The organism is Streptomyces sp. NPDC088733, assembly GCF_044751185.1.
GTDB lineage: Bacteria > Actinomycetota > Actinomycetes > Streptomycetales > Streptomycetaceae > Actinacidiphila.
Genome location: NZ_JBIVLH010000002.1, coordinates 364,839 through 391,349, shown reverse-complemented (window position 1 = coordinate 391,349; position 26,511 = coordinate 364,839). Strand labels below are relative to the sequence as shown.

The 26,511-nt window shown below is 71.6% G+C and carries 23 protein-coding genes; 11 read left to right on the top strand and 12 right to left on the bottom strand.

Annotation, left to right across the window (positions count from 1 at the left end; translation table 11 throughout):
- The first annotated feature begins 1 nt into the window (after position 1).
- The gene (locus ACIP64_RS05110; RefSeq protein WP_401582000.1) at positions 2–430 is read left to right on the top strand and encodes a TIGR03668 family PPOX class F420-dependent oxidoreductase; all 429 of its coding nucleotides are present in this window, start codon (positions 2–4) and stop codon (positions 428–430) included.
- Between the two features lie 85 nt (positions 431–515).
- Here the strand turns inward: ACIP64_RS05110 and ACIP64_RS05105 are convergent, their stop codons facing one another.
- Positions 516–1,025, bottom strand: coding sequence for a winged helix-turn-helix transcriptional regulator (locus tag ACIP64_RS05105; protein ID WP_401581997.1), 510 nt, complete (start codon positions 1,023–1,025; stop codon positions 516–518).
- 126 nt (positions 1,026–1,151) lie between these two features.
- Here ACIP64_RS05105 and ACIP64_RS05100 point away from each other — a divergent pair, with 126 nt between their 5' ends.
- Positions 1,152–1,994 (top strand): SDR family NAD(P)-dependent oxidoreductase, encoded by an 843-nt coding sequence (locus ACIP64_RS05100; protein ID WP_401581995.1) that lies wholly within the window; start codon positions 1,152–1,154, stop codon positions 1,992–1,994.
- A gap of 7 nt (positions 1,995–2,001) precedes the next feature.
- Here ACIP64_RS05100 and ACIP64_RS05095 read toward each other — a convergent pair whose 3' ends face one another.
- The 8 genes from ACIP64_RS05095 to ACIP64_RS05060 all read right to left on the bottom strand — a co-directional run bounded on the left by ACIP64_RS05095 (position 2,002) and on the right by ACIP64_RS05060 (position 15,297).
- On the bottom strand, positions 2,002–3,015 hold the full coding sequence (locus tag ACIP64_RS05095) for a LacI family DNA-binding transcriptional regulator (protein WP_401581992.1): 1,014 nt from the start codon (positions 3,013–3,015) through the stop codon (positions 2,002–2,004).
- Between the two features lie 63 nt (positions 3,016–3,078).
- The gene (locus ACIP64_RS05090) at positions 3,079–4,107 is read right to left on the bottom strand and encodes an ABC transporter permease (RefSeq protein WP_401581990.1); all 1,029 of its coding nucleotides are present in this window, start codon (positions 4,105–4,107) and stop codon (positions 3,079–3,081) included.
- Positions 4,104–5,072, bottom strand: coding sequence for an ABC transporter permease (locus ACIP64_RS05085; RefSeq protein WP_401581987.1), 969 nt, complete (start codon positions 5,070–5,072; stop codon positions 4,104–4,106). Before ACIP64_RS05085 ends, ACIP64_RS05090 begins: the two co-directional genes overlap by 4 nt.
- Positions 5,065–6,681, bottom strand: a complete 1,617-nt coding sequence (locus tag ACIP64_RS05080; protein ID WP_401581984.1) for a sugar ABC transporter ATP-binding protein — start codon at positions 6,679–6,681, stop codon at positions 5,065–5,067. Before ACIP64_RS05080 ends, ACIP64_RS05085 begins: the two co-directional genes overlap by 8 nt.
- A gap of 103 nt (positions 6,682–6,784) precedes the next feature.
- Positions 6,785–7,873 (bottom strand): ABC transporter substrate-binding protein, encoded by a 1,089-nt coding sequence (locus ACIP64_RS05075; protein ID WP_401581983.1) that lies wholly within the window; start codon positions 7,871–7,873, stop codon positions 6,785–6,787.
- A 116-nt stretch (positions 7,874–7,989) separates the two neighbouring features.
- On the bottom strand, positions 7,990–11,289 hold the full coding sequence (locus tag ACIP64_RS05070; protein WP_401581980.1) for a LamG-like jellyroll fold domain-containing protein: 3,300 nt from the start codon (positions 11,287–11,289) through the stop codon (positions 7,990–7,992).
- Positions 11,290–11,687: 398 nt separating this feature from the next.
- A complete protein-coding gene (locus ACIP64_RS05065; RefSeq protein WP_401581978.1) occupies positions 11,688–14,138 on the bottom strand; it encodes a glycoside hydrolase family 32 protein in 2,451 nt (816 codons plus the stop codon).
- A 100-nt stretch (positions 14,139–14,238) separates the two neighbouring features.
- Positions 14,239–15,297: a carbohydrate kinase gene (locus ACIP64_RS05060; protein ID WP_401581975.1), complete on the bottom strand. Its 1,059-nt coding sequence runs from the start codon at positions 15,295–15,297 to the stop codon at positions 14,239–14,241.
- A 263-nt stretch (positions 15,298–15,560) separates the two neighbouring features.
- Here ACIP64_RS05060 and ACIP64_RS05055 point away from each other — a divergent pair, with 263 nt between their 5' ends.
- Genes ACIP64_RS05055 through ACIP64_RS05040 form a run of 4 tightly spaced genes read left to right on the top strand, consistent with a single transcriptional unit; the run spans position 15,561 to position 19,545 of the window.
- A complete protein-coding gene (locus tag ACIP64_RS05055) occupies positions 15,561–16,562 on the top strand; it encodes a sugar ABC transporter substrate-binding protein (protein WP_401581973.1) in 1,002 nt (333 codons plus the stop codon).
- Positions 16,563–16,567: 5 nt separating this feature from the next.
- The gene (locus ACIP64_RS05050; protein WP_401581970.1) at positions 16,568–17,563 is read left to right on the top strand and encodes an ABC transporter permease; all 996 of its coding nucleotides are present in this window, start codon (positions 16,568–16,570) and stop codon (positions 17,561–17,563) included.
- A complete protein-coding gene (locus tag ACIP64_RS05045) occupies positions 17,560–18,468 on the top strand; it encodes an ATP-binding cassette domain-containing protein (RefSeq protein WP_401581968.1) in 909 nt (302 codons plus the stop codon). The genes ACIP64_RS05050 and ACIP64_RS05045 overlap by 4 nt, the downstream gene beginning before the upstream one ends.
- Before the next feature lie 48 nt (positions 18,469–18,516).
- Positions 18,517–19,545, top strand: a complete 1,029-nt coding sequence (locus tag ACIP64_RS05040) for a LacI family DNA-binding transcriptional regulator (protein ID WP_401581967.1) — start codon at positions 18,517–18,519, stop codon at positions 19,543–19,545.
- A gap of 105 nt (positions 19,546–19,650) precedes the next feature.
- Here ACIP64_RS05040 and ACIP64_RS05035 read toward each other — a convergent pair whose 3' ends face one another.
- The gene (locus tag ACIP64_RS05035; protein ID WP_360907547.1) at positions 19,651–20,124 is read right to left on the bottom strand and encodes a carboxymuconolactone decarboxylase family protein; all 474 of its coding nucleotides are present in this window, start codon (positions 20,122–20,124) and stop codon (positions 19,651–19,653) included.
- 170 nt (positions 20,125–20,294) lie between these two features.
- Between ACIP64_RS05035 and ACIP64_RS05030 the strand changes: the two genes are divergently transcribed.
- From ACIP64_RS05030 to ACIP64_RS05015, 4 genes are all read left to right on the top strand, one after another.
- On the top strand, positions 20,295–20,747 hold the full coding sequence (locus tag ACIP64_RS05030) for a MarR family winged helix-turn-helix transcriptional regulator (RefSeq protein WP_401581963.1): 453 nt from the start codon (positions 20,295–20,297) through the stop codon (positions 20,745–20,747).
- Positions 20,748–21,063: 316 nt separating this feature from the next.
- Complete coding sequence (locus ACIP64_RS05025) at positions 21,064–21,852, top strand: hypothetical protein (protein WP_401581961.1); 789 nt, start codon at positions 21,064–21,066, stop codon at positions 21,850–21,852.
- A 200-nt stretch (positions 21,853–22,052) separates the two neighbouring features.
- A complete protein-coding gene (locus ACIP64_RS05020; RefSeq protein WP_401581958.1) occupies positions 22,053–22,847 on the top strand; it encodes an SDR family NAD(P)-dependent oxidoreductase in 795 nt (264 codons plus the stop codon).
- A gap of 124 nt (positions 22,848–22,971) precedes the next feature.
- Positions 22,972–24,027, top strand: a complete 1,056-nt coding sequence (locus tag ACIP64_RS05015) for an alpha/beta fold hydrolase (RefSeq protein WP_401581955.1) — start codon at positions 22,972–22,974, stop codon at positions 24,025–24,027.
- Positions 24,028–24,046: 19 nt separating this feature from the next.
- Here the strand turns inward: ACIP64_RS05015 and ACIP64_RS05010 are convergent, their stop codons facing one another.
- Both ACIP64_RS05010 and ACIP64_RS05005 read right to left on the bottom strand, forming a co-directional pair.
- Positions 24,047–25,021, bottom strand: coding sequence for an alpha/beta hydrolase (locus ACIP64_RS05010; protein ID WP_401581953.1), 975 nt, complete (start codon positions 25,019–25,021; stop codon positions 24,047–24,049).
- 35 nt (positions 25,022–25,056) lie between these two features.
- On the bottom strand, positions 25,057–25,374 hold the full coding sequence (locus ACIP64_RS05005; RefSeq protein ID WP_401581950.1) for a putative quinol monooxygenase: 318 nt from the start codon (positions 25,372–25,374) through the stop codon (positions 25,057–25,059).
- Positions 25,375–25,592: 218 nt separating this feature from the next.
- Between ACIP64_RS05005 and ACIP64_RS05000 the strand changes: the two genes are divergently transcribed.
- Positions 25,593–26,498 (top strand): AraC family transcriptional regulator N-terminal domain-containing protein, encoded by a 906-nt coding sequence (locus ACIP64_RS05000; protein WP_401581948.1) that lies wholly within the window; start codon positions 25,593–25,595, stop codon positions 26,496–26,498.
- The last annotated feature ends 13 nt before the right edge of the window (positions 26,499–26,511 follow it).

The window sequence follows — 26,511 nt, the reverse complement described above, 5'->3', positions numbered from 1 at the left end:
TGTGCCCGAACTGACGGCCGCGCAGGTGCGGGAGCGGTTCACCGCGGCACGCGTGGCCCGTCTGGCGACGGCCGACGCGGCGGGCCGCCCGCATCTGGTGCCGGTGGTCTTCGCCCTCGACGGCGACTCGGTGAGCCTGGCGGTGGACCACAAGCCCAAGCGGACGGCGCGGCTGAAGCGCCTGGCCAACATCGCCGCCAACCCGGCGGTCTGCCTGCTCGTCGACCACTACGACGAGAACTGGGATCTGCTGTGGTGGGCCCGCGCGGACGGCGAGGCCCGCGTCCTCCCGCCGTCCGCGGACTCGCCCGAGGCGGCCCGGCGGGTCGCCCTGCTGACCGCCCGGTACGGGCAGTACACCGACCACCCGCCCGCCGGGCCTGTCGTCGCGATCTCGGTGCACCGCTGGACGGGCTGGCGTGCGGTCTGAGGGGCGGTCGTGCGCCGTCCGCGCGGTCCGGTGCGACGCGAGGTGCGCCCCGGCCCCGCCGCCCCGTGGCGCGGAGGCGGCGCGCTCAGTCGTCCGCGCCGCGCCGACGCTCCAGTTCGGTGTACCGGGCGCGCATCTGGTCGCCCGCGGCCGGGCCCGCGGTGAACACGAAGGCCGCGCTGTCGTCGAGCCTGCGGCCGGTCCGGGCATCGACGACCACCGGGTCGGCCTCCTCGCCCGTCTCGGCGTCGACCAGGATCATGCTGCGCTCCTCCGGCGCGAGGTGCTGGTTGCCCCAGGCGGCCAGGGCGACGACCACGGGGCGCAGGGTTCGGCCGCGTTCGGTCAGCACGTACTCGTGGCGCACGGGATTGGTCTGGTAGGGGCGCCGCTCCAGCAGTCCGTCGGCGACGAGGGTCTTCAGCCGCGTGGTGAGCATGCTGGTGGAGATGTTCATGCTCTTCTGGAACTGGTCGAAGCGCGTGTAGCCGTCGAAGGCGTCGTGGAGGATCAGCAGCGTCCACCACTCCCCGACGTGCTGCACGGTCGTCGACAGCGGACACTCGCGGTCCTCCAGCCGGATCCGGCTCGCCATGGCGCCACACTCTCCCGAGTCACTGCTAAAGTCAAAGTTACGTGCTTCCATTTTAGCAGTGACTGGGGGCGGGCTGTGCCCTGCGCGGAACGATGCCCGCCGCCGCCCCGTGCGAGAGGAACGACCTTGAGGACCTGGTTCATCACCGGCGGTACCCCCGGCGGTTTCGGGATGGCCTACGCGGAGGTCGCCCTGGAGGACGGCGACAACGTCGTCCTCACCGCCCGCCGCCCCGAGCTGCTGGAGGAGTGGGCCCGCGAGCACGGCGACAAGGTGCTCGTCCTGCCGCTCGACGTCACCGACGCGCGGCAGATCCACGACGCCGTCGCGGCCGCCGAGGAACGCTTCGGGGGAATCGACGTCCTGGTCAACAACGCCGGCAGGGGCTGGTACGGATCGGTGGAGGGAATGCCCGACGCGGACGTCAGGAAGACCTTCGAGCTGAACTTCTTCGCCGTCGCCGAGGTCCTGCGCGCCGTCCTGCCCGGGATGCGCGAGCGCCGCAGCGGAGCGGTCGTCAACATGTCCTCGATCGCGGGCCTGCGCGGCGTGGCCGGATTCGGCTACTACAGCGCCGTCAAGTTCGCCCTCGAGGGACTCACCGAAGTGCTGCGCCAGGAAGTGGCTCCGTTCGGCATCAAGGTGCTCGCGGTCGAACCCGGCGCGTTCCGCACCCGCGCCTACACCGGATTCGCCGGCGAGCCCGTCGACGAGACGGTCGACGCCTATGTCCCCCTCATCGAGTCGGTGCGCACGTTCATGATCGACCAGGACGGCCGGCAGGCCGGCGACCCCCACCGGGGAGTGCGCGCCGTCGTCGCCGCGCTCGACGAGGACGACTCTCCGCGTCGCCTGGTCCTGGGAGCCGACGGCTACGAGGCCGTGACCTCCCACTTGGAGGGCACGCTCGGCGAGCTCCGCGCCCGTGAAGCCGCCTCCCGCGGCGCGGACTTCCCCGCCGGACGGTGACCGGGCCTCAGCGGCGGCCGAGGGTGGACTCGCGGACGACCAGGTCGAAGCCGGGCCGGACGCGGCGGGGCGGCGTGTCCGGAGTTCCGGTGAGGCGCTCGACGAGGCATTCGACGGCCTGGCGCGCGATGGCCTTCTTGTCGGGGGAGATCGTGGTCAGGGTGACGCCGCTGTAGCGGCCCTCCTCGATGTCGTCGAAGCCGACCAGGGCGATGTCCTCCGGCACCCGCAACCCCCGTGTGGTCAGGACCCGCAGGGCGCCGATGGCCTGGAGGTCGTTGTACGCGAAGACCGCGTCCGGACGCGAACCGCGGTCCAGCAGGTCGGCCATCGCCTGCGCGCCGTCCTCCCGTCCGTAGCCTGAGGCGGTGGCCACCAGGTCGTCCCCGTGCGGGAGCCCGGAGTCGGCCAGTTCCTCGCGCCAGCCGCGCTGCCGCAGGTGGGCGGGTTGCCGCGCGCTCTCACGGCGGGCGCCGAGGAAGGCGATCCGCTGCCGGCCCATGCCGGTCAGATGGCGTACCGCGCTGCGGGCGGCGGCCACGTTGTCGATGACGATGTGGTCGTGCGGGGCGTCGTACTCCCGCTCGCCGAGCAGCACCAGGGGCGCGGTGTCGCTGCGGGCCAGCAGGTCCGCTGCCTCCAGTTCGATCGGCGAGAGGATCAGGCCGTCGATGACATGGGCGCGGAACCCCTGGCTGACCAGGATCTCCTTCCTGCGCTCGCCGGAGGTGTGGTCCAGCAGCACGGTGTAGTCGTGGCGGGCGGCGGCGTCGATCACGGCGCCGGCCAGCTCCGCGAAGTACGGGTTGCCGAGCTCCGGAAGGGCCAGGGCGATGATGCCCGTGCGGCCCTTGCGGAGATGCCGGGCGGTCAGGTTGGGCCGGTATCCGAGTTCGTCGATCGCCTGCTGGACCCGCGCCCGCATCGCGGGGGTGACATGGGCATAGCCGTTCACGACGTTGGACACGGTCTTGATGGACACGCCGGCGCGCTGCGCGACGTCCTTGAGGCTGACGCCCACGGCGTTCCCTCCGGTTGGGGCCGGTGCCGCCGGGCCGCGTCCGGCCCCGCGGCACCGGCGCGGTCATGTGGTGCGCGGTCCCCGCGCGAGGTAGCGCTGGGCCACGACGACCACGATCAGGAACCCGCCGCTGACCACCGATTGGTAGGAAGAGTTGAGGGAGCCGATCTGGTTGATCAGATTCTGGATCACCGCCAGCATGAGCACACCCCACAGGGTGCCGCTGACCGAACCGGAGCCGCCGATCAGCAGGGTGCCGCCGATGACCACCGCGGCGATCGCGTCCAGTTCCATGCCGACGCCGATGATGGTCACCCCCGAGGACAGGCGGGCGGCGTTCAGCGCCCCGGCGAAGCCCGCCAGCAGCCCGCTGACGGCGTAGACCAGCACCCGTGTCCTGGCCACCGGCAGTCCCATCAGCGTCGCCGCGTCCGGGCTGCCGCCCACGGCGAACAGCGACTGGCCGAACGACGTGCGCTGGAGGACCAGTCCGCCGGCGGCGAAGAGCACCAGCGCGATGAGCACCGGATAACCGAAGCCCCCCACGGTGCCCTGCCCGAGTTCGGCGAAGACCGAGTCGCGCGGCACGAGATAGGTGGTGGCGCCCTCGTCGGTCAGGGCCAGCAGCAGCCCGCGCGCGGCCAGCAGCCCGGCCAGCGTCACGATGAACGGCGCCATGCCGGCCCTGGCGATCAGCAGGCCGTGCACCGTGCCGAGCAGCCCGCACACGGCCAGCGGCACCAGCAGCGCCGGAAGCAGCCCGTACTGCGACGCCCAGGCGGCCAGGACGCCGCCGAGCGCGAACACCGACCCGACCGACAGGTCGATGCCCCCGGTGATGATGACCAGCGTCATGCCGAGCGCCACCACCGCGAGGAACGACGCCTGCACGGTGATGTTCCGCGCGTTGGCGAGCGTGCCGAACGACGGGAAGACGAAGGAGGAGACGACCACGACGGCCAGCAGGACGGCCAGGACGCCCTGCCGTTGGACGAGTACGGCGAGCCGCCGCCGGTCGGCGGAGCGGGCCGCCGCCGGCCCGGGTGCTTCGGGGAGCACCCCGGCGGAGCGGGGCGTGGCGAGTGACTTCATCGGGATCGGCGCTCCCGGGCGATGTAGACGGCGACGAGGATGATGACGGCCTGGGCCATCTGCGCGGTGGAGTCGGGAAGATCGTGCTTGACGAGCGTGGCCCGGAGCAGCTGCATCAGCAGCGCGCCGAAGACGGTGCCCAGGACCCGCACGGAACCGCCGGTCAGCGGCGTGCCGCCCACCACCACCGCGGTGATCGCGGACAGCTCCATCAAGGTACCCAGGGTGGACGGGTCACTGGCCGTCAGCCGCGCGGTGGCGAGCACCCCGGCCAGGGCCGCCAGGATGCCGCAGAGGACGTAGACGCCGATCAGGACGCGCTTGACCGGCAGCCCGGCCAGACCCGCGGCGGCCCGGTTGCCGCCCACAGCGACCAACTGGCGCCCGAAGGTGGTCCGGTGGACGAGACCGGCGACGACCACGGCCAGCACGCCGGCGATCAGCACGACCACGGGGACGCCGAGCACGTCGTCGGTGCCCAGGCCCAGCAGGGCGGGATTGGCGATCTGCTTCAACTGCCCGTCGGCGAGGACAAGGGCGAGCCCGCGGCCGCCCACGAACAGCGCCAGGGTGGCCACGATGGGCTGGAGTCCCACCACCGCCACCAGCGTGCCGTTGACCGCGCCCACCGCGGCACCGGCGGCCAGCGCCACCAGCAGCGCCGGCAGCAGTCCGTACCCCAGGTACAGCGGCAGCAGGGCCGTGGCGAGAGCCATCACCGAGCCCACCGACAGGTCGACGCCCTCGGTCCCGATCACCAGGGCCATGCCCAGCGCGACGATCACCACCGGTGCCACCTGCACCAGTTGGGTGCGCAGGTTGCCCGCCGTCAGGAAGTGGTCGGTGAAAACGGCGTTGAACAGCACGAGCACCGCCACCGCCGCGTACACCCCGTACGTCTGGAACCAGGCCGGGGCGGGGAGCCGGAGCGCGCCCCGCCGCACGGCCGGGGAGAGCTCAGTCATCGCGCTCCTCCTCCTCGCCGGTCCCGGAGGTCTCCTTCGCGGCCGTTCCGTGGGCCGCGAGCACCTCCAGCAGTTCTCCCTCGCCGACCTGCTCGCCGGTCAGTTCCCCGGCCACCGCGCCGCTGCGCAGCACCACCAGACGGTCGGCGCCCTCCACCAGCTCCTCGATGTCGGAGGAGATCAGCAGCACCGCGAGCCCCTCCTGCGCGAGTTCGTCCACCAGCGCCTGCACCTCGGCCTTGGCGCCGACGTCGATGCCCCGGGTGGGTTCGTCCAGCAGCAGCACCTTCGGCTCCAGGCACAGCCAGCGGGCCAGCAGCACCTTCTGCTGGTTGCCGCCGGAGAGTTCGCCGACCTTCTGCTCGGGGCTCGACGCCTTGATGCGCAGCCGTTTCATGAAGACGTCGACGACGCGGTCCTGCCGGGCCCGGGACACCACCCCGGCCCGCGACAGCCGCGGCATGGCGGCCAGCACGATGTTCTCCCGCACCGACAGGCCGGGGATCACGCCTTCTGCCTTGCGGTCCTCCGGCAGCAGACCGACACCCGCCCGGATCGCGGCGGCGGGGGAGGGACGGCCGAGCCGCCGGCCGGCCACCGTGACGGAGCCGGAGTCCAGCGGCAGTGCCCCGGCCAGTGCCTTGGCGGTCTCGCTGCGCCCGGAGCCGAGCAGGCCGCCCAGGCCCAGCACCTCTCCGGGGTGCAGTTCCAGCGACACGTCGTCCAGTACATGACGGCGGCTCAGTGCCTCGGCCGTCAGCACCGGCTTGCGGTCGGGCCGGTGGGACTCGCCGAAGCCGGTCCTGCCGTGCCGGCGCACCTCGGCGACCTCGCGGCCGAGCATCATGGCGACCAGCTGCATCCGTTCCAGCCCGGCGAGGTCGCCGGTGTGCACCAGGCGCCCGTCCCGCAGGACGGTGACCCGGTCGCAGATCCGGTACAGCTCCTCGATCCGGTGGCTGACGTAGAGGATGGCGATGTCGCGGCTGTGCAGTTCCTCGACGACCCGGAAGAGCGTCTCTACCTCGCGCGGTTCCAGCGCGGAGGTCGGCTCGTCCATCACCACGACCTTCGCCCGCACCGACACCGCGCGCGCCAGCGCCACCATCTGCTGGGTGCCGACACCGAGGCTGTCGAGCGGCCTGCGGACGTCGGCGGTGACACCGAAGCCCGCCATGAGCGCGGCCGCCTCGCGGTGCATGCGGGGGAAGTCGATCAGGCCGAAGCGGTTCTTCGGCTCACGGCCCAGGAAGATGTTGCGGGCCACGCTCATCAGCGGGACGAGGTTGACCTCCTGGTAGATCGTCGTGACGCCGGCCTGCTGGGCGTCGACGGGCCGGGCGAACGCGACGGGACTTCCGTCGAGCCGCAGTTCGCCGCTGTCGGGGCGGTGCACGCCGGTGAGTACCTTGATCAGAGTGGACTTGCCGGCGCCGTTCTCGCCGACCAGCGCGTGGATCTCGCCGCGCCGCAGGGTGAGGGTCACGTCGTCGAGCGCCACCACGCCGGGGAAGCGCTTGCCGACACCGAGCGCCTCCAGCACCGCAGGGGCGCTGGGACTGCCCGGCTCCGGGGGCGGTGCGGCGGCTGCCGCTTCGGGGGGTGCCATAGGGGGCCTTCCAGGGATTCGCGATGCGGTGGGTCGGGCCTCGGGGGGAGTGGTGAGGGGCACGGCCGCCCTGCCGGTCCGGCCGGGCGGCCCGACGGCGGACTCAGTACGCCCCGGCCAGCGAGTCCTTCGCGTTGGAGGCGTCGTAGGACCGGTCCGAGATGATCACGTCCTCCGGGATGGCCTCGCCGCCGAAGAACTTCTGCGCCGTGGCGAAGGCGAGCGGCCCGAAGCGCGGGTTGGACTCGATGACGCCGTTGTACTGCCCGTTGGCCAGTGCCTGCACTGCGTTGCGCGTGCCGTCGATGGACACGATCTTGACGTCCTTGCCGGGCTTCTTCCCGGCCGCCTTGAGCGCGGTGACCGCGCCGAGGCCCATCTCGTCGTTCTCCGCGTAGACCGCGGTGATGTCGGGGTTGGACTGGATCAGCTGCTCCATCACCTGCTGGCCCTTGTCGCGGGCGAACTCGCCGGTCTGCTGGGCCACGATCTTCAGACCGGGCGCCTTGGCGGCGAGTTGGTCGACGAAGCCCTTGGTGCGGTCCGTGGTGACGTTGTTGCCGGAGGCGCCGAGCAGGATCGCCACCTTGCCCTTGCCGCCGGTGACGTCGATCATCTGGTCGGCCGCGCGCTTGCCCTGCTCCACGAAGTCCGAGCCGAGGAAGGCCACGTAGTCCTTGCACGCGGTGGCGTTGATCTTGCGGTCGATGGTGATCACCGGGACGTGCTTGGCGGCCGCGGCCTGCAGCGCGGGCTCCAGTCCGTCCGAGTTGAGCGGGGCGACGATCAGCAGCTGCGCGCCCTGGGCGAGCATGTCCTGGATGTCGCTGATCTGCTTGGGCAGTTGGGACTGGGCGTTGGTGGTGAGGAGCTTCTTCACGCCGAGCTTGGCCGCCTCGTCCTTGATGGACTGCGTCTCCGCGATGCGGAAGGGGTTCGCCTCCTTCTCGGACTGCGAGAAGCCGACGACCGTGTTCTTCAGGTCGAGCTCGGTCGCGCCGTAGGCCTGGAGCGTGCAGCCGTCACCGGCGGCCGCGGTGGCGGTCGGGGACTGGACGACCTGGGCGCCCTCGGAGGAGCTGGGGGAGGCGGCGCCGGAGTCCTCCTGCTTGGCGCAGGACGTGGCGGTCAGGGCGGCCGCGGCGGTGAGGCACACGACGGCCATCATGCGGGTGGTACGGGAGGTGCTCATGTACGTTCAACTCCTCGTAGAGCGGTGTGCGACCTGATCAGGGGAGTGCGGGGCCCACGAGGAGCCCGGGGGAGGCGGTCCGCCCCGCCCCCGTGAGCGGGGCGGGCCGCCGGTGCTCAGCGGCTCGTCGCCGGCGCCGCGGGTTCGCCGGCCGCCAGCGTCGCGACCTCGGCCGCGCTCAGGGCGCGGTCGTAGGCGTGGACGTCGGCGATCGCTCCGCCCCAGTAGTCGACGAGGTTGCCGCCGTACTTGCCGCGGCCGATCACCAGGTGGCCCGAGGGCCCCTCGGCGTTGCAGGCCCGCGCCGAACCGGCCTGGCTGCCGTCGACGTAGACCCGCAGCTGGCCGTCACCGTGGCTGTAGCTGCCCACCAGGTGGTACCAGCGGCCGGCCACCGGCTCGCCGATGGTGTTCGCCAGCGCCCGGCTGCCTGCGAAGCTGAACGCGAACCGCCGGTCGGCCTGCGAGTACTGCAGGTAGAAGGCGCTGTTGGAGGTGCCGTCCAGGGACACCGCGGTGCTGAAGTGCCCCTTGTCGTCCAGCCGGACCCAGGCGGCGACGGAGTAGTCGGCCCCGTCGGTGTCCAGCACCGGGGCGCCGGTGTCGACGAAGCCGGTCCGCCCGTCCAGTTGCAGGGCGCCGCCGTGGGGGCCGGTCGTCCAGCTCGTGCCGCCGTTCAGGGTCCCGTCGTGGGAGCCGGCGACGTCCTTCGCCACCGTGCCGGACCCCTCGTGCAGCGGCCACCAGGAGACACCCCGCTGCCCGGGTGTGCCCGGTGGGACCTGGGTCCCGCCGGCGGCGGCGCCCGCCGCGATGACCTGGCGGTTGATGTCCCGCACCTGCGCCGGGTCCACCTTCACCACCGCACGGTCGTAGGTGACCAGGCCGTTGAGTTCGCCCTCCACGTCCGTGATCTCCGTGTAGACCGATCCGGACAGGCCGCACGCGGCCGGGCGGAGCAGTCTGCGGGTGTTCTCCACGTAGGCCGCGGTCAGTTCCTCCTTGCTGTGTGCGGCGTCGCCGTAGTCCTGGCCGCCCGCGACACCCAGGACGTGCCCGGGCACCAGGTACGAGTAGCCGCCGTGCTCCCCGTCGACCGCGGCGCGGCCGGCGTCGGGCGCGGGGGTGGCCGGGCCGTGGTAGTCGTGGAAGTCGATCAGGTCACCGCGACCCGAATCACCCTTGGAGGCACAGCAGTTGACGCCGGAGTGGGCGTCGACCAGACGCGAGGGGTCCTGCTGCTTCACCGAGTCGGCGAGTTGGCCGGTCGCCTCCTTGCTCCACTCGCCCCAGCCCTCGTTCATCAGCGTCCACATCACCACGGACGGGGCGCTGATGTGCTGGTCGACGATCTGGTGGACCTGGTCGACGAAGGCCTCGGTCTCCGGGGTACCCGCGGCGGCCGTGCCCCGGCTGGGCATGTCCTGCCAGACCATCAGGCCCAGCCGGTCCGCCCAGTAGTACCAGCGGGCGGGCTCGACCTTGATGTGCTTGCGGACCGCGTTGAAGCCGAGCTTCTTGTGCTGCACGAGGTCGGACTTGAGGGCGTCGTCGGTCGGCGCGGTGTAGAGGCCGTCCGGCCAGAACCCCTGGTCGAGGGTGGCGAGTACGAAGACGGGCTTGCCGTTGAGCTTGATCCGGTTCGTGCCGCCGGCCGGGGCCACCTCGATCGACCGCATCCCGAAGTAGGAGCCGACGCGGTCCTTGCTGCGGCCGTCGGTGAGGGTGACGTCGAGGTCGTACAGGTACGGGTCGTCCGGGCTCCACAGCCGGGCGTGCGCGATCGGCAGCCGCAGCGCCGCGCCCGCCGTGCCCGTCACCGAGCCGGCCTTGCGGCCGTCGCGGGTATAGGCGGTGGCGGTGACCTGGGCCCCGGGCGAGGTGCCTGCGCCGGAGCGTACCGTGACCGCGAGCGAGGAGTCCGCGAGGTTCGGGGTCAGCACCAGCGAGTCGACGGCCGCCTCGGGGACGGGCTCCATCCACACCGTCTGCCAGATGCCCGAACTCGGCGTGTACCAGATGCCGCTGGGGTTGCGGGACTGCTTGCCCAGCGCGTAGCGGTCGTCGGTGGTGTCGCGGACCTTGACCGTCAGCTCCTGCGCGCCGTGCCCGGCCAGGGCGTCGGTGACGTCGGCGGTGAACGCCTGGTAGCCGCCGGTGTGGTGGGCGACCTGCCGGCCGTTGACGTACACCCAGGCCTCGTAGTCCACCGCACCGAAGTTGAGGTTCAACCGGTTGCCGGAGCGGATCCTCCAGCCGTCGGGCACGGTGAAGGTGCGCTGGTACAGCGACCAGTCGTGGTGCCGGGCCACGCCGGACAGGCCCGACTCCATCGGGTAGGGGACCACGATGGAGTCGCTGAGCGGGCCCCGGGGGAGCGCCGCGTCCTGCTCGGTCGGCTGGAACTCCCAGGTCCCGTTGAGGTTCTTCCACTGCTTGCGGGTCAGCTGGGGCCGCGGGTAGTCCGGCAGCGGGTGGGACCGGGACACGTCCTTGGCCCACTTCGTGGCGAAGTACCAGGTGGAGTCGTTCCGCGCGACGACGGAGAAGGGGCCGGTGGCGCCGTCCGCGGTGGTGATGCCGCCCTTGCCGTCGTAGCTGATCCGCACGTCGGCCTTCAGGGCGACCGGGGAGTCGGACTTCCCGGGACGCAGCAGCAGCCGCGAGGGGTGCTCGGGGTCCTTGGTCACCGTGGCCGACCATCGGGTGCCGCCGGACAGCAGCGCCAGGTGGGAGGCGGCGTCGGCGGGCATGGCGGTCACGCGGGAGCCGAGGTCGACGGTGGCGACGCGGCCGGTTTTGTCGACGGACGCCTCGGCGTCGGCCGGGGCGAAGCCGGTGGGCAGGTGCAGGGCCGTGTCGGGCACGGGCCGGCGGTCGAAGCCGGGGCCGGACCACTCGGTGTGCAGGTAGGCACCGCCGTTGCCCTGGTTGTAGTCCATCGCGAGGTCGTGGAGGCCGGCGGTGAGGGTGATCGGCTGCGAGGTGGTCTGCACGTCCCAGTCGGTCGTCCAGTGGTCGATCACGCTCGCACCGTCGAGGGACAGGCGGAAGCCGTTGTCGCCCTTGATGTAGAAGGTGTACGTGCCGTCGGCGGGTACGTCCAGCCGGCCCGTCCAGCGGACCGCGACGTTGTCGGTGGTGCCCGCGTACGTGCGCAGGGTGGGCAGCAGGTCGTCGACGTGGAGCGAACTGTCGATCCGCGTGCCCGTGTACTGCGCGAAGTCCAGCGCGGTGCCGCTGGTCATGCGGTAGTAGTCGCCGCGCAGGCCGGTGTCGGCCGCGGCGGGCGGGGCGTCCGTGACGGTGGGCCGGGCCGCGGCGGGGGGCGGCGCCATCAGCGCCGCGCCGAGGAGGAGCGGGAGCAGGGCGGCAAAGCGCCCGAGCCAAGTGGTACGTCGTCTGCCAGGACTCACGCTTGCACCTTCCGTGAGGGGCGTCGTCCACGCCTGGAGGGAAGTGCTGGTCAAGGGGGTGTGGCGCCTGGTGCGAAGAAGGGTGTACGCCGGAAACGCGCTTGTACAACGTTGGAAATCTGGACGCGGTGAGAATGAAAGCAGTGCCGTGCCGCCGTGTCCAGACCTCGCGTCGAGGTGGTGCCGGAGAGGCTCATGAGGTCTCTGGGACCGTCAACTCGCCCTGCACGATGGCGAATCCGCAGATCGGATGGGTGTACCGGCATCGTCCCTCGCGTCGGGTGCCGGTTTTCCCGCGGCGTTTTCCAACGTGGGAAAGTCGCGCCTGCGGCCGGGCATGGGAAACCCGGGGCCGGCCCGCCGGCCGGCCCCGGGTTCCGCGTGTTTCTGACCTGCTGTCAGCTGACGGCGAGGTTCTGCGCGACGCTGTTCGCCGCGAAGGTGTTCACCCCGAACAGGCCGCTGGTGTAGGCGTCGTCCGTGGCGTCGATGACGGGATCGGCCTTGTTGCCGAACCACACGCGGATGCGGCTGCCGTCGGTGCGCACCTTCAGGTGGTAGGTGCGGCCCTCGGTGATCGCCGTGGCGTACGTCGCAATGTCCCGGCCCGGGCGCCACAGTTTGACCACACCGGCACTGGTGTCGATGTTCGCCGTGTACCCGGTACCGTCGCTCCCGGCCCGGAAGGTCAGGCCGGTCGCCGTGCCGTTGGTGACGGACAGGTCGCCCTCGTAGGTGAAGTCGCCGCCCGTGCGGTCGCTGAGGTAGAAGCCGTTCTGCGGCGCGCTGCCGTTCAGGCCGGCCGGGGTGACCGTCCAGGTGCCGCCGCGCGGGGTCCACCGGCCGGCGGGGAAGGCGGTGAAGCCGCCCGGTCCGGTGTTCAGGTTCTGCACGGTCGCGTTGCCGTTGTAGACGTTCACCCCGAACAGGCCGGTGGTGTACGTGGCGTCGGTGGCGTCGATGGCCGGGTCCGCGCCGTTGTCGACCCAGACCCGGATGCGGGGGCCGTCGGTCCGGACCGTCAGGTGGTAGGTGCGGCCGGTGCTGACCGGCAGGGCCTTGACGGCGATGTCCTTGCCGGGGCGCCACAGTTTGAGCACACCACTCGTGTCGAGCGTCGCCGTGTAGCCGGCGCCCGCGGCGGTCGCGCGGAAGGTCAGACCGCCGGCGCGCGCGGTGTCCAGGGTGATGTCGCCCTGGTAGACGGCGTCGCCGCCGCTGCTCGCGCTCAGGTAGAAGCCGTCGCCGCTGGTGGAGGCGCGCTTGCCGCCGCTGACGTCGGTCCAGGCGCCGCCGGCGGCGTGCCAGGGGCCCTTCAGGTTGCTCTCCAGGGTGGACTGGGCCGTCCCCCAGCTGGTGTTGAGGCGGGTGAAGGTCGCGTTGTCGAGCTTCACCTTGCCGCCGGTGGCGAAGAGCCGGATGCCCTGGCTGTCGGCCGCGGAGTCGAAGTCGACGTTGTCGGACAGCGAGTACAGCCCGCCGTCGGCGAAGATCTCCAACTGGCCGCGGTCCACCAGCAGTCGCATGGTGACCTTGCCGTCCCTGGGCTTGAGGGGCTTGCCCTGCAGCGTCTGTGCGGCGGTGTCGTACACCACGCTGCGGTCGGCGGTCCCGTCACTGCGGCTGTGCAGGTCGAAGCCGAACCGGGTCGCGGTCGAGTTCTTCACGTCGAACTGGGCGGTGATCTCGTAGGTGTCGGCCTTGATGCCCTCGAAGGGGTTGTCGGCCGCCTTGGGCTCCTTGCCCGGCTTGGGCTCCTTGGGTGCCTTGACGGTGTCGTTCTTCCAGGTCTCGGTCTCCGAGGCGAGCGAGGAGAGCTCGGCCACCGGAGTGCGGGTGATCCGCGGTCCGTCCGGGGTGCTGACCAGGGCCAGGGTCACCGGGAAGGTCGCGTTGCCGGTCCAGGTGCTGCCGCGGTTGCCGCCCTGCCAGGCCATCTGCACCGTGCGGCCGTCGGGGGTGTTGGTGAACGTCTCGGCGGCGTAGAAGCTGCCGCCCGCGTACGTGGTGCCCAGGTCCATCTGCTGGGGCTGGGTCCAGTCGGTGCGGAAGGTCGTGCCGTCGAAGCTGCCGACGACGTACTGGCTGGAGGCGGAGGTCAGCACCCACTTCTGCTGGTTGCTCTTGCCGTCCAGGGGCAGCGGGTAGAAGTCGGGGCACTCGAAGAGCCAGGGCGCCTGGTAGCGGCTGGCGAGGGTCCAGTCCAGGAGGTTCGGCGAGGTGTAGAGGTTCACGCCGTTCCCGCCCTGGTTGGACCAGACGACCATGGTCCAGCGGTGGCGTGCCGCGTCCCAGATCACCTTCGGGTCGCGGCTCTCGTCGGGGATCTCGATCTGCTTGCGGCCCTTGTCGTACGCCTGGAAGGTCCGGCCGTTGTCGTTGCTGTAGAAGATGCTCACGCCGTCGGTGTTGGAGAACACCACGATCGGGTCGAGTGATCCGGTCTTCAGGCCCGAGGTGTTGTCCTTGTCGACGACGCCGCCCCCGGAGAAGAGCGTCCCGGGGTGCACACCCGGTTCCAGGGCGATCGGCTTCTGCGTCCAGTGCACCAGGTCGGGGCTGGTGGCGTGGCCCCAGTGCATGGTGTCCCAGGCCAGGCCGTGCGGATTGTGCTGGTAGAAGAAGTGGTAGAGGCCGTTCGCGTAGACCAGGCCGTTGGGGTCGTTCATCCAGCCCGACTGCGAGCTGAAGTGGAACTGGCCGCGGAACGGCTCGCTGTACGTGGTCGCCGGATAGGGGAACTCGGGGTAGTCCGAGACGGTCCCGGCGACCGCGGGCGTGTTCGGCAGGAGGAGCGCGGCCAGGCCCGCGATCAGGGCGGCCAGCAGGGCCCCGACTCTTCGACGCATGTGAACCAGCTCTCTTGACGTCGCTGTGAGTGTCATCGTTGACACATGTCATCGCTGACATCCGATCGATGACCGATGATGGGCCCCGGCTGGGGGCCCGTCAACGCCTCGGACCGGATGGGTTCCGCTGCCCGGGGCTGTCGGCTGGGGTGCTCATCCCCCCGTGGATCGACGCCACTTGACGGGCCCACGGCGGGTTGGGGCCGGCCACGGCGCAGGTCAGCGCCGCCACGTGCACCGCGAACGCGCAGGCCGCCGTGACGTCGGACAGCCGCAGGTCCTCCAGTCGGCCGCCCAGCAGCTCCCGCTCGCCGAGGAAGTGCAGCAGCCCCGCGGTGAACGAGTCCCCCGCCCCGACTGTGTCGACGACGTGTGTGGGCACCCCGGGTACGGAGACGGTCCGCCCGTCGAGCGAGGCGAAGGCTCCGTGCGCACCGCGCGTGATCACCACCAGCCGCGCCCCCGCCGCGTGCAGGCTCGCGCACGCCTCCTCCACCCCGGTGCCAGGGGCCAGGACCCGCAGGTCGTCCTCGCTCAGCCGCAGGATGTCCGCCACCGCGCACCAGCCCGGCAGCCGGCGCCGGTAGACCGCCGGATCGACCAGCGCGGGGCGGACGTTGGGATCGATGCTCACCGTCGCCCGCGGTCTCGCCGCGGCCAGGAACTCCTCCAGCAGCGGGCCTCCCGGTTCGCGGGCCAGCGCGAGTGAACCGGAGTGCACACAGACCGCGTCGCCCAGGCCGGCCCGGTCCAGTTCGGCCCTCGTCCACTGCCAGTCCGCGGTGCCCTCGGCGTGGAAGCTGTACGTGGCCTGACCTGTGGCGTCGATGTCGGCGACCGCCAGGGTGCTGGGCTCCGCCGCGACCGGGGCATCCGTCAGATCGACGCCCGAATGCAGGAGATGGGCGCGGAACAACCGGCCGAAGACATCGCCCGACAGCCGCGCCAGCAACCGGGTGGGTGTGCCGAGCCGGGCCAGCCCGGCAGCGGTGTTGGCCGGCCCGCCGCCGGGCAGGGCGTGCAGACGCAGCCCTTGGGCGGGGTCCCCGGCGACAGCGCCCGCCCGGTCCTGACCGCCGGGGTGCGGTGGGCCGGACCGGGCGTCCGCGAAGACATCGGCGACGCACTCTCCCAGCACGGTGACCTGACGCGACTGCATGCGGAATTCCTCCAGGTGGGGTGCGGAACCTGCGGCCGGAGCGGCCCCGAGTGCCGGGCGTCGACCCGCTCGCGGCGCTCCGGCCGTTGCCAACTCGTGTTCTGCAGAGGGCATTGACGTTGCCGGAGCGGGAGTCCATCATCCTCCGCAGGCAGTGTCAACGATGACATATGTCAACGATGGCATTGCCTCCGGCGTCGCGTTCCCCGACGCCCGGCACCGCTCGGACGTCCCCCGCTCACTGCTTCCCCCAGGAGTCGCACATGTCCCGTAGAGCCCGCCCGGTCCTCGTCATCGGCGCCGCCGGCCTCGCCCTGTCCCTCGCGGCGTGCGGGTCCGGTTCCGGCGGCAGCTCCCCGTCCGGGGGCAAGGTGAAGGTCGGCCTCATCACCAAGACCGACACCAACCCGTACTTCGTGAAGATGAAGCAGGGCGCCGAGGAGGCCGCCAAGAGCGAGAACATCGAACTGACCACCGCGGCGGGCAAGTTCGACGGCGACAACGCGAGCCAGGTCACCGCGCTGGAGAACATGGTCGCCGCCGGGGTCAAGGGCGTGCTCATCACCCCCAACGACTCCAAGGCCATCGTCCCCGCGATCGCGAAGGCGCGCGCCAAGGGCGTGCTGGTCATCGCGCTCGACACCCCGCCCGAGCCGCAGGACGCCGCCGACGCGCTGTTCGCCACCGACAACGTGAAGGCGGGCGAGCTGATCGGCGCGTACGCCAAGGCCGCGATGTCCGGCAAGCCGGTGAAGATCGCCACCCTGGACCTCGCCCCCGGTGTGTCCGTCGGTGTGCAGCGCCACGACGGGTTCGTGAAGGGCTTCGGCATCGACGCCTCCGACCCCTCGATCGTCTGCTCCCAGGACACCGGCGGCGACCAGGCCAAGGGCCAGACCGCCATGGAGACCTGCCTGCAGAAGGCGCCGGACATCAACCTCGTCTACGCGATCAACGAGCCCGCCGCGCTCGGCGCGTACACGGCCATCAAGGCCAAGGGCCGCGAGAAGGACGTGATGATCGTCGCGATCGACGGCGGCTGCACCGGCGTCCAGGCCGTCAAGGACGGCAAGATCGCCGCCACGTCGCAGCAGTACCCGCTGAAGATGGCCGCCGACGGCGTCAAGGCGGTCGCCGCGTTCGCCAAGGACGGCAAGAAGAGCAGCGGTTACACCGACACCGGGGTCACCCTCATCACCGACAAGCCCCAGGCCGGTGCCGACGCCAAGGACACCGCCTTCGGCCTCGAGAACTGCTGGGGCTGAGCACGTTGACCACTTCCACCACGCTCCCCGTGGGCGCCGGCGAGCCGACCGCACTGCGCAGGCTGCTCACGGCGCCCGCGGCGGGCCCCTTCGCGGCCCTCGTCATCGCGTCCGTGTTCTTCTCGGTGTCGACCGACCAGTTCCTGTCCGGCGGGAACTTCTCGCTGATCCTCCAGCAGGTCATGGTGGTGGGCACGCTCGCCATCGGCCAGACGCTCATCATCCTCACCGCGGGCATCGACCTGTCCTGCGGCGCGGTGATGGCCTTTGGCGGCATCCTGATCGCCAAGCTCGCGGTCCAGGGGCCGCTGCCGCCGGTGCTCGCCATCGTGATCGGCATCCTGGCCTGCGGCGTCTTCGGGCTCGTCAACGGCCTGCTGGTGCGGGCGGTGCCGCTGCCGCCGTTCATCGTGACGCTCGGCATGCTCAACGTCGCCTTCGCCCTGACCCACATCTACTCCGCCGAGCAGACGGTCACGGGCCTGCCCGGACCGCTGACCGTGCTCGGCAGGACCTTCCCCCTCGGCCGGACCGATGTCACCTACGGGTCGCTGGTCACCGTCGCGCTGTTCCTGGGATTCGCCTACGCGCTCAGCAGCACCGCGTGGGGCCGCCACGTCTACGCTCTCGGCAACAGTGCCGAGAGCGCCCGCCTCAGCGGCATCCGCGTGTCCCGCCTCACCGTCGGCGTCTACGCGGTGGCCGGCCTGGTCTACGGTGTCGCGGCCCTGCTCCTGGTGTCGCGGACCGGCGTCGGCGACCCGCAGGCGGGCCAGACCGACAACCTCGACAGCATCACCGCGGTCGTGCTCGGCGGCACCAGCCTGTTCGGCGGGCGCGGCACGGTGCTCGGCACCTTCGTCGGCGTCCTCATCGTCGGTGTCTTCCGCAACGGCCTCCAGTTGATGGGTGTCTCGTCCGTCTACCAGACGCTGGTCACCGGCGTCCTCGTCATCCTCGCGGTGACCGTCGACCAGCTCTCGCGAAAGGGGACCCGATGACCGGCCCGGCCTCCTCCCACGACCCGGCGCCGGGCGGACCCGGCAGCGCCGCCTCCCCGACGGCGAAGCCCGCGCCGGGCGGCGCCCCCGAACCCGTCCTCAGCGCGCGCGGCCTGGTCAAGCGCTACGGGCACGTCACGGCGATCGACGAGGCCGACTTCGACCTGATGCCCGGCGAGGTGCTGGCCGTCATCGGCGACAACGGCGCCGGGAAGACCAGCCTGATCAAGGCACTCACCGGTGCCCTCGTGCCGGACGCCGGCGAGATCCGGCTGCACGGAGTGCCCATCCGGTTCGGCGGGCCGCAGGACGCGCGGGCCCACGGGATCGAGACGGTCTACCAGGACCTCGCCGTCGCGGCGTCCATGGACATCGCCTCCAACATGTTCCTCGGCCGCGAGATCCGCCGCCCCGGTGTGCTCGGCTCGGTGTTCCGCATGCTCGACAAGAAGGCCATGCGCCGGGAGGCAGCCGCCCACATGGCCGCGCTCAAGGTCGGTGTCGGCTCGCTCGCGCAGCCGGTGGAGACCCTCTCCGGCGGTCAGCGGCAGGCCGTCGCGGTGGCCCGCGCGGCCGCCTGGGCGCGCAGCGTCGTGGTGATGGACGAGCCGACCGCCGCGCTGGGCGTCAAGGAGTCGGGGCAGGTCCTCGACCTCATCCGCCGGGTCCGGGACAAGGGCATCCCGGTGATCCTCATCAGCCACAACATGCCGCACGTCTTCGAGATCGCCGACCGCGTCCACGTGCACCGGCTCGGCAGGCGCGAGGCGGTGATCAGGCCGTCGGACTACTCCATGGCGGAAGTGGTGGCCATCATGACCGGCGCGCTGAGTGTGCGGGCCGACGGGGGTACGGTCGTGACGGACAGCGACGCGGCCTCGGCAGCCGGGGTGCGGGGGAGCTGACCGCGGTTCCGGCATCCACGGGACCGACGTCCACGAAGAAGGTGGTTTATGGCAGCGACCCGCAGACCGACCCTCGCCGATGTGGCCCGCGAGGTGGGCGTGAGCGCCAAGACGGTCTCCCGGGTCCTCAACGAGGACGGCCCCAGTTCCCCGGAGACCAGGAAGCGGGTACTGGAGGCCGTCGCCAAACTCGGCTTCCAGCCCAACCTGATGGCCCGGAGCATCCGGGTCGGCGGACCGGACACCACCGTGGGCCTGGTGGTGCCGGACCTCGGCAACCCGTTCTTCGGCGCGGTGGCCGGCGGCATCGAGGACGCCGTGCACACCCGCGGGCTGACCCTGCTCATGGGTTCCTCCGACGACGACCCGGAACGTGAACTCGCCCTGATCCGGACCTTCCTGGCCCGCAGGGTGAGCGTGCTCATGGTGGCGCCCGCCGTCGGGGCCGACCACACGTACCTCAAGGCGCAGCGGTCCGGCGGCATGCCCGTCGTCTTCCTCGACCGGCCCGGCAACGGCCTCACCGCCGACACGGTCGTCAGCTCCAACCGCTCGGGCACCCACGAGGGCGTGACCCATCTGATCACCCGCGGCCACCGCAGGATCGGCTTCATCGGCGACCTGCCGGCCCGGTTGTACACCCGCCGCGAACGCCTCGCCGGCTACCGCGCGGCGATCGCCGAGGCCGGCCTGCCGTACGACCGCGCCCTGGTCGCCGACGCCCACGACCCGTCCGGTGCGGCCGAGGCGACCGCGCGGCTGCTCGCGCTGCCCGATCCGCCCACCGCGCTGCTCTCCGGCAACAACGTCATGACGATCGGGGTCATGGCCGAACTCTCGCGCAGCCGCCGGAAGGACGTGGCCGTCGTCGCCTTCGACGACGTGCCGATGGCCGCGATCCTCGAACCCGCGCTCACCGTGGTCGCGCAGAACCCCGCGGCGATGGGGGAGGTGGCGGGCGCCACCGCCGTCGAACGCCTGGAGGGCGACCGCTCACGCGCCCGCACGATCATGGTCGAGACCCGACTGGTCGCCCGCGGGTCCGGCGAACTCCCGGCGCCGCGCCGCCCGGAGTGAACACGGGCGGGACCGGGGGCGCGGGTGTCCGCCCGTCTCCGGGCCATGGTCGGGGACATGGCCCGGAGACGGACAACCCGTCCCGTGGGGCGGGAGGCTCGTCGATCAGCCGAACATGCCGGGCTGGTAGTCGCCGGCGGGCTGCTGGTTGATCACGTTGATGCGGTTGTAGGCGTTGATGACCGCGATGAGGGAGATCAGGGCGATCAGCTGGTCCTCGTCGTAGTGCTTGGCGGCGGCGGCCCACGCCTCGTCGGAGACGCCGCCGGCCGCGTCGGCGATGCGGGTGGCCTGCTCGGTCACTTCCAGGGCCGCGCGCTCGGCGTCGGTGAAGACCGTGGCCTCGCGCCAGGCGGCGACGAGGTTGAGGCGCACCGGGGTCTCACCCGCGCGGGTGGCCTCCTTGGTGTGCATGTCGGTGCAGAAGCCGCAGCCGTTGATCTGGCTGGCGCGGATCTTCACCAGTTCCTGCGTCGCGTGCGGCAGGGTCGACTCGGCCGCGACCATGCCCGCAGAGTTGATGTGCTTGAGGAACTTGCCCGCGGTCGGGTTACCGAAGAAGTTGAGACGCGCGTTCATCGTGCTCTCCTGTGCCGTAGGAACGGTTACGCAGCTCTGACCGCGCAGTCGAGCGGAATGTGACAGCGGCGCGAAAGTGACGCACGTCTCATCGGCTTCTCCGTGCCACCACCCGGTGCGGACATATGCGAGCACGTGCGCGTATCGTGGGATGCGGAAGGGGAGGTGCCGTGACCCGCGCATTGAAGAACCTCGACGACCCGTGCAACAACCTGGCACTGCGCAAGGCGTCCCGGTATCTCGGCGCGACGTACGACAGGGCCCTGGCGCCGGTCGGTCTGCGCGCCACGCAGCTCACCGTCCTGCAGAAGCTCGGCGCGCAAGGGCAGACGACGATCACCCTCCTCGCCGAAATGATCGCCATGGACCGCACGACGATGGCCTCCAACCTCAAGCCGCTCGCCCGGGAGGGGCTGGTGACCGTCGGGACCTCGGAGACCGACCGCCGCGCCCGTGTCGTCACGATCACGGCGGACGGCCGGGCCCGCCTGAAGGCGGCGCTGCCCCTGTGGCGGGCGGTCCAGGAACGGTTCGAGGAGTCGTTCGGCGCCGAGGAGGCCGCCCGGTTGCGCGCGTCCCTCGAAGCCGTCCTGGACACCGGTTTCCGGCCCTGGGCCGAGTAGGCGGCCGGCAGGTCGCCCGTGCGCGGTGCTCCGGCCACGAACGGCACGTCCGGAATGCGACGCCCGGCACCGCATGCCACGGTGATCAGGTGAATTTCCCGACCGGCACATGCCAGGGGAATGCACCGTGGCCCTGCCGGGAGTCCGATCCCGAGGGCGTACTGGGACGCGTCCCGGTGAACGACAAGGACTGACCCAAGATCTGGGGACGTCGCGGAGAGCCATGCCCGAACAGCCGCCTCCCCGCGGCGGCGTGCCCCACGCCGCCCGACGGCCCGCGTGCGTCCGGCTCTCCCACCGACTGGAAGGAGCGGACGTGAAGGCTCGTTTGGGCGGAAGCCGGGGAAGGGCACGCGCGGTCATATCGGTGGCCGCCGTTCTCGTCTCGATGCTGTCGGGATCGGTGTCGGCCGTCGCGGACGGAAACGGAAACGGAAGCGGCAACGGGCCGGGTGCGTCGGATCATTGGGGGCTGATCACGCGCAACACGATCGGTTCCGCCGTGGCCCAGCTGCGGAACGGTCCCTTCGTCCCGGTCACCACGCAGGGGGGGTCGACTTCCACCTCCAGGCCTCCCTACGGAACCGGCAGCCTGGGCATCCAGGTGACACCCGACGAGAAGGTCGACTTCGGCAACGAGGTCGACTTCCTGGGTGACCGGCTGCTGGGCCTGGACAAGATCGGATTCCATGTCTTCCAGACCAGTGAGAACGTCTCCTACGGTGGCGCCCTCAACATGCCGAACATCCGGATCGAGATCGATCCGAACATGACCGTGCCCGACGACTACTCGACCCTGGTGTGGAACCCGCCCGCCTCCCTGGCGGTGAACAGCTGGAGCAAGTACATCGACGCCACCGAGTCCGGTACGTGGTACCTCACCGGCGGCGAGACCTCCTGCACCCAGAACCGCAGCCCCCGGCAGTGCACGTTCGCAGAGCTGAAGGCATCGTTCGCCGGTGCCGTGCGGCAGCCCACCATCCTCAGCATCGCGGTGGGCAAGGGCCGGGACCACATGTGGATCGGCGCTGTCGACGGCCTCCGGATCAACCGGTACGTCTACGACTTCGAACCCACCGGCGTCAGGGCGCATCGCGTCGGCTGACGCCCGGCCCGCCCCTCACGCTCCGCGAGGGACCCGGCCGGCGGCCTGCCGGCCGGGTCCCTCGCGCAAGGTGCTGCCGCTCGATGTCCCCTTTAGGATGCCGATGCGGCGTATGAGGCTGTTGTCGCCATCCGTGACGATTCTGCCGGTACATCCGCGAACTCGGCCGCGTGGCCGCAGGCCTCGACAGGGAGTCGCACATGCGTATCGATCTCACCGGACGGACCGCGCTGGTGACAGCGTCGACGCAGGGCATCGGGGCCGCCATCGCGGCCGGCCTCGCGGCGGCGGGCGCACGGGTGGGCGTCAACGGACGTGACGCCGGGAGGGTCGACGAAGCGGTACGGCGGCTGCGGGCGGAGGTGCCGGACGGCGACTTCGTCGCCGTCGTCGCCGATGTCGTGTCCGAGGAGGGGGCGGCGAGCGTTCTGGCGGCGATGCCCGACGTCGATGTCCTGGTCAACAATCTGGGCGTCTACCGTTCGCAGGACCCGCTCGACATCACCGACGCGGACTGGCGCCGGTACTTCGAGGTCAACGTGCTGGCCGCCGTCCGGCTGACCCGCGGCTACCTCCCGCGGATGCTCGAACGCGACTGGGGCCGCGTCCAGTACATCGCCAGTGAATCCGCGGTGGCCATCCCCGCCGAGATGATCCACTACGGCACGACGAAGACCGCCATGCTGGCCCTCGGGCGCGGTTTCGCGAAGAAGGCGGCCGGCACCGGCGTCACGGTCAACTCGGTCCTGGCCGGCCCGACGCGCACCGCCGGCGTGGAGGAGTTCGTCCGCGACCTGGTCGGCCGCGACCTGCCATGGGAGGAAGCGGAGCGGATCTTCATGCGCGACCACCGCCCGCAGTCCCTGCTGCGACGTCTGATCGCCCCCGCGGAGATCGCCAACATGGTGGTCTACCTCGCCTCCGACCAGGCATCCGCCACCACGGGCGGTGCCCTGCGGGTGGACGGCGGCTGCGTCGACGCCGTCATCCCCTGAACGCCGCGCCGCCCGCGGCGTTGCGCCGACGGGCTGACAATCCGGCACTCCGCGCCGCGGGCGCTGCTGTACCGGGCAAGAACCCGGCGTGGTTCCACCGCCCGCACCCCGGGGAAGGCCGAGGATGATCGACAGGCGCAGTTTCGGCAGGATCGTCGGCTCGGGAGCGGCCGGGGCCGTCCTGGCCGGCCTCTCCACGGCATGCTCGACGGCGCCGTCCGCCGTGAGCGGGCCCGCGCCGGCCGCCCCGGCAGGCGGCAAGGAGAGCCCGGACGCCGCGGCCTCCTTCGGCCCGGTGCGGCAGATCACGGCGGGTGTCCTGAACGTCGGCTACGTGGAGGCCGGCCCGGCCGACGGCCCCGCCGTGGTCCTCCTGCACGGCTGGCCGTACGACATCCACAGCTTCGAAGGAGTCGCGCCCCTGCTGGCCGCCAAGGGCTACCGCGTCGTCGTGCCGTACCTGCGGGGGCACGGAACGACGCGGTTCCTCCAGCGTTCCACTCCGCGGGCTCCGCAGCAGTCGGCCTTCGCCCTCGACATCGTCGCGCTCATGGACGCCCTGGGGATCAAGAAGGCGATCCTCGCCGGCTTCGACTGGGGCTCGCGGACCGCCGACATCATCGCGGCGCTGTGGCCGGAACGCGTCAAGGGCCTGGTGTCGGTGACCGGCTACCTGATCACCAATCGGAAGGCGAACCAGCAGCCACTGCCGCCGAAAAGCGAATGGGCTTGGTGGTACCAGTACTACTTCGCCACGGACCGCGGCCGGCTGGGACTGGAACGCTACCGGAGCGACCTCGCCCGGCTGGTGTGGAAGTTCAACTCACCGACCTGGGCCTTCGACGACGCCACCTTCGAGCGCACGGCCGAGGCCTTCGACAACCCGGACTACGTCGCCATCGTGATCGGCAACTACCGCTGGCGGCTCGGCCTGGTCGAAGGCGATCCCCGGTACGACGCGCTCGAAGCGCGTCCGGCGCGCGGACCCGTGATCACCGTCCCCACCGTCACGCTGGACGGTGCGGAGGACCCCTTCACGCCCCCGGGCAACGGCGCCTCCTACCGCGCGAAGTTCACCGGGCCCTACGCGCACCGGACGCTGGACGGCATCGGACACAACCTCCCGCAGGAGGCCCCCGCGGCCTTCGCGCGGGCGGTCATGGACGTCGACGGCATGTGACGCCCCCGCCCGCCGGAGGCTACGAGGTCACGGGCGCCGGGGTCAGGACGCGGCGCAGCCAGTCGGTGCGGGTGCGGCGCGCGGTGGCCGAGAGGTGCGCCTCGGGGAAGAGCGCGTCGAATCCGTGGAAGCCGCCGGCCCAGATGTGCAGTTCCGCCTGGCCGCCGGCCGCCCAGATGCGGGAGGCGTGGCCGACGGCCTCGTCGCGGAAGACCTCGGCCGAGCCGGCGTCGATGTAGGTGGTCGGCAACGAGGACAGGTCGTCGGCCAGCGCGGGGGATACGCAGGCGGGGACCTCGTCCTCCCCGGCGAGGTCGCCGAGGACGGACTGCCAGGCGAACGCGTTGGTCTCACGCGTCCACACGCCGGGTCCGCCGGAGTACTGGCGGCTCGAGACGGTGCTGTTGCGGTGGTCGAGCATGGGGCAGATCAGGATCTGGGCGGCGACGGCGGGGGTGCCGCGGTCGCGTGCCACGAGGGCGAGGCCGGCGGTGAGCCCGCCGCCGGCGCTGGCGCCCGCGATGACGATGCGGTCGGGGTCGATGCCCAGTTCGGCGGCGTGTTCGGCCACCCACAGCAGTCCGCGGTAGCAGTCCTCGACCGCGGTGGTGCCGGTGGCCTCCGGCGCAAGCCGGTAGTCGACGGTGACCACGACGGCCCCGAACAGGCCGAGCCATTCCAGCGGGATGTCGATCTGCGAGAACCGGTCGCCCATGATCATTCCGCCGCCGTGCATCCAGTACACGCACGGTGCGGGCGTGGCGCGGCCGGCCGCGGCCGGGGTGAGGACGGACAGCGGGATCCGCGCGCCGTCCGGGCCGGGGACGAGGACGTCGCGCCGGGTGGCCGCGTGGTCGTGCAGGAGGGGTTCGACCGGAGCCGACGGCATGCGGCGCAGCTGCGCGAGGAGTTCCGGTGTCAGCCGCGTGGTGAGCGGCATCGGAGCGAGGAGGGTGCGGAGTTCGGGGTCGAGGCCGGGGCGTGCGGAGGACATGGCCGATCCTTTCCGTGGGCGGGGTGATGGGGGGGTCAGAGGACGGCCTTGCCGCCCACCGGGACGTGGTCGGTGTACGGCGAACTCGCCGCCACCAGTTCCTGGACCCGCGCCACGATCGCCTGCGCGGCGGCGCCGGCGAAGACCCGGTGGTGGTCCTCCTCGCTCGTCCAGCCCTCGGCGACGTGCACGACGTCGCGGTCGGCGGCCGAACGGGAGACGAGGTAGACCAGGCAGTGTTCGCTCGCGGCGGGGTTGCCCTCCTCCAGGGCGGTCAGCAGCAGGTCGGCCAGCCGGTCGCCCATCGCGGGCCTGGCGGTGAGTGTGGCGCTGAATCCGTAGCCGGCGGTCATGGCGGTGCTCCTCTGTCGACGGGGATCCGGGGATCCGGGAATGTCCGTTCCTCCCCGGGTGGCAGGTGGTGTCCGCTGCCGCCGGGGTGTCACGGATCCCATTTCACCGCGCTGACGTGCGGCAACGGTAGAACGAAGCTCGCCGGTGCTTGCACGATCGTCCCGACCTGGCGTCCCGAACGGGAATTCCCACCGGGCCGCCGTGCTGCAATGGAGCCATGGGATTCGACGAGCTCCGCGCCCTGCTGGCCCGGCATGTGCGCGACGACGCCACCACGGACATCGGCGGTCTGCACATCGCGCGGGTCGACCGCCCGGGCCCGCCGTCGACGTCGATGTCCGGCACCGTGCTCGCGGTCCTGGCGCAGGGGGCGAAACGCCTGGCGCTGGGGGAGCGGCTGTACGAGTACCGCCCCGGTACGTACTTCGTCGCCTCTGTCGACCTGCCCGTCACCGGCCACTTCACGGAGATCGGCCCGGACCGGCCGGCCCTGGGGCTCGCCCTCGTCCTGGAACCGTCCGCCATCGCTGAACTCCTCCTGCGCGCCGGACCGGGCGACCTCCCGCGCCCCGCCCCGGGCGCCCCGCCCGGCATCGCCGTCGGGGACATGTCGCCCGAACTGCTCGACGCCCTGGTCCGATTGGTACGGCTGCTCGACCGGCCGCGGGACCGCGGCGTGCTGGCCCCGCTCGTCGTCCGCGAGATCCTGTGGCGGCTGATCACCGGCGACCAGGGGGCCGTGGTGCGCCAGCTCGGCCTGGCGGACAGCAGCCTCAGCCACATCGCGCGCGCCGTGCGGTGGATCCGCGAGCACTACGCGGAGCCGTTCCGTGTCGAGGACCTCGCCCGGCGGACGGGGATGAGCACGTCGGCGTTCTACCGCAACTTCCAGGCGGTGGCGGCGATGAGCCCCATCCAGTTCCAGAAGCGGATCAGACTCCAGGAGGCCCGCCTCCTGCTGGCCGCCCACCCCCACGACATCACGGGGGTGGGCCATCGCGTCGGCTACGACAGCCCGTCGCAGTTCAGCCGCGAGTACCGCCGCCAGTTCGGCGTACCGCCCAGCCAGGACGCGGCCGACCTGCGCGGTCTCATCCGGAGCACGGCCCCGGCCCTGCCCTGAACGCCCGGACGGG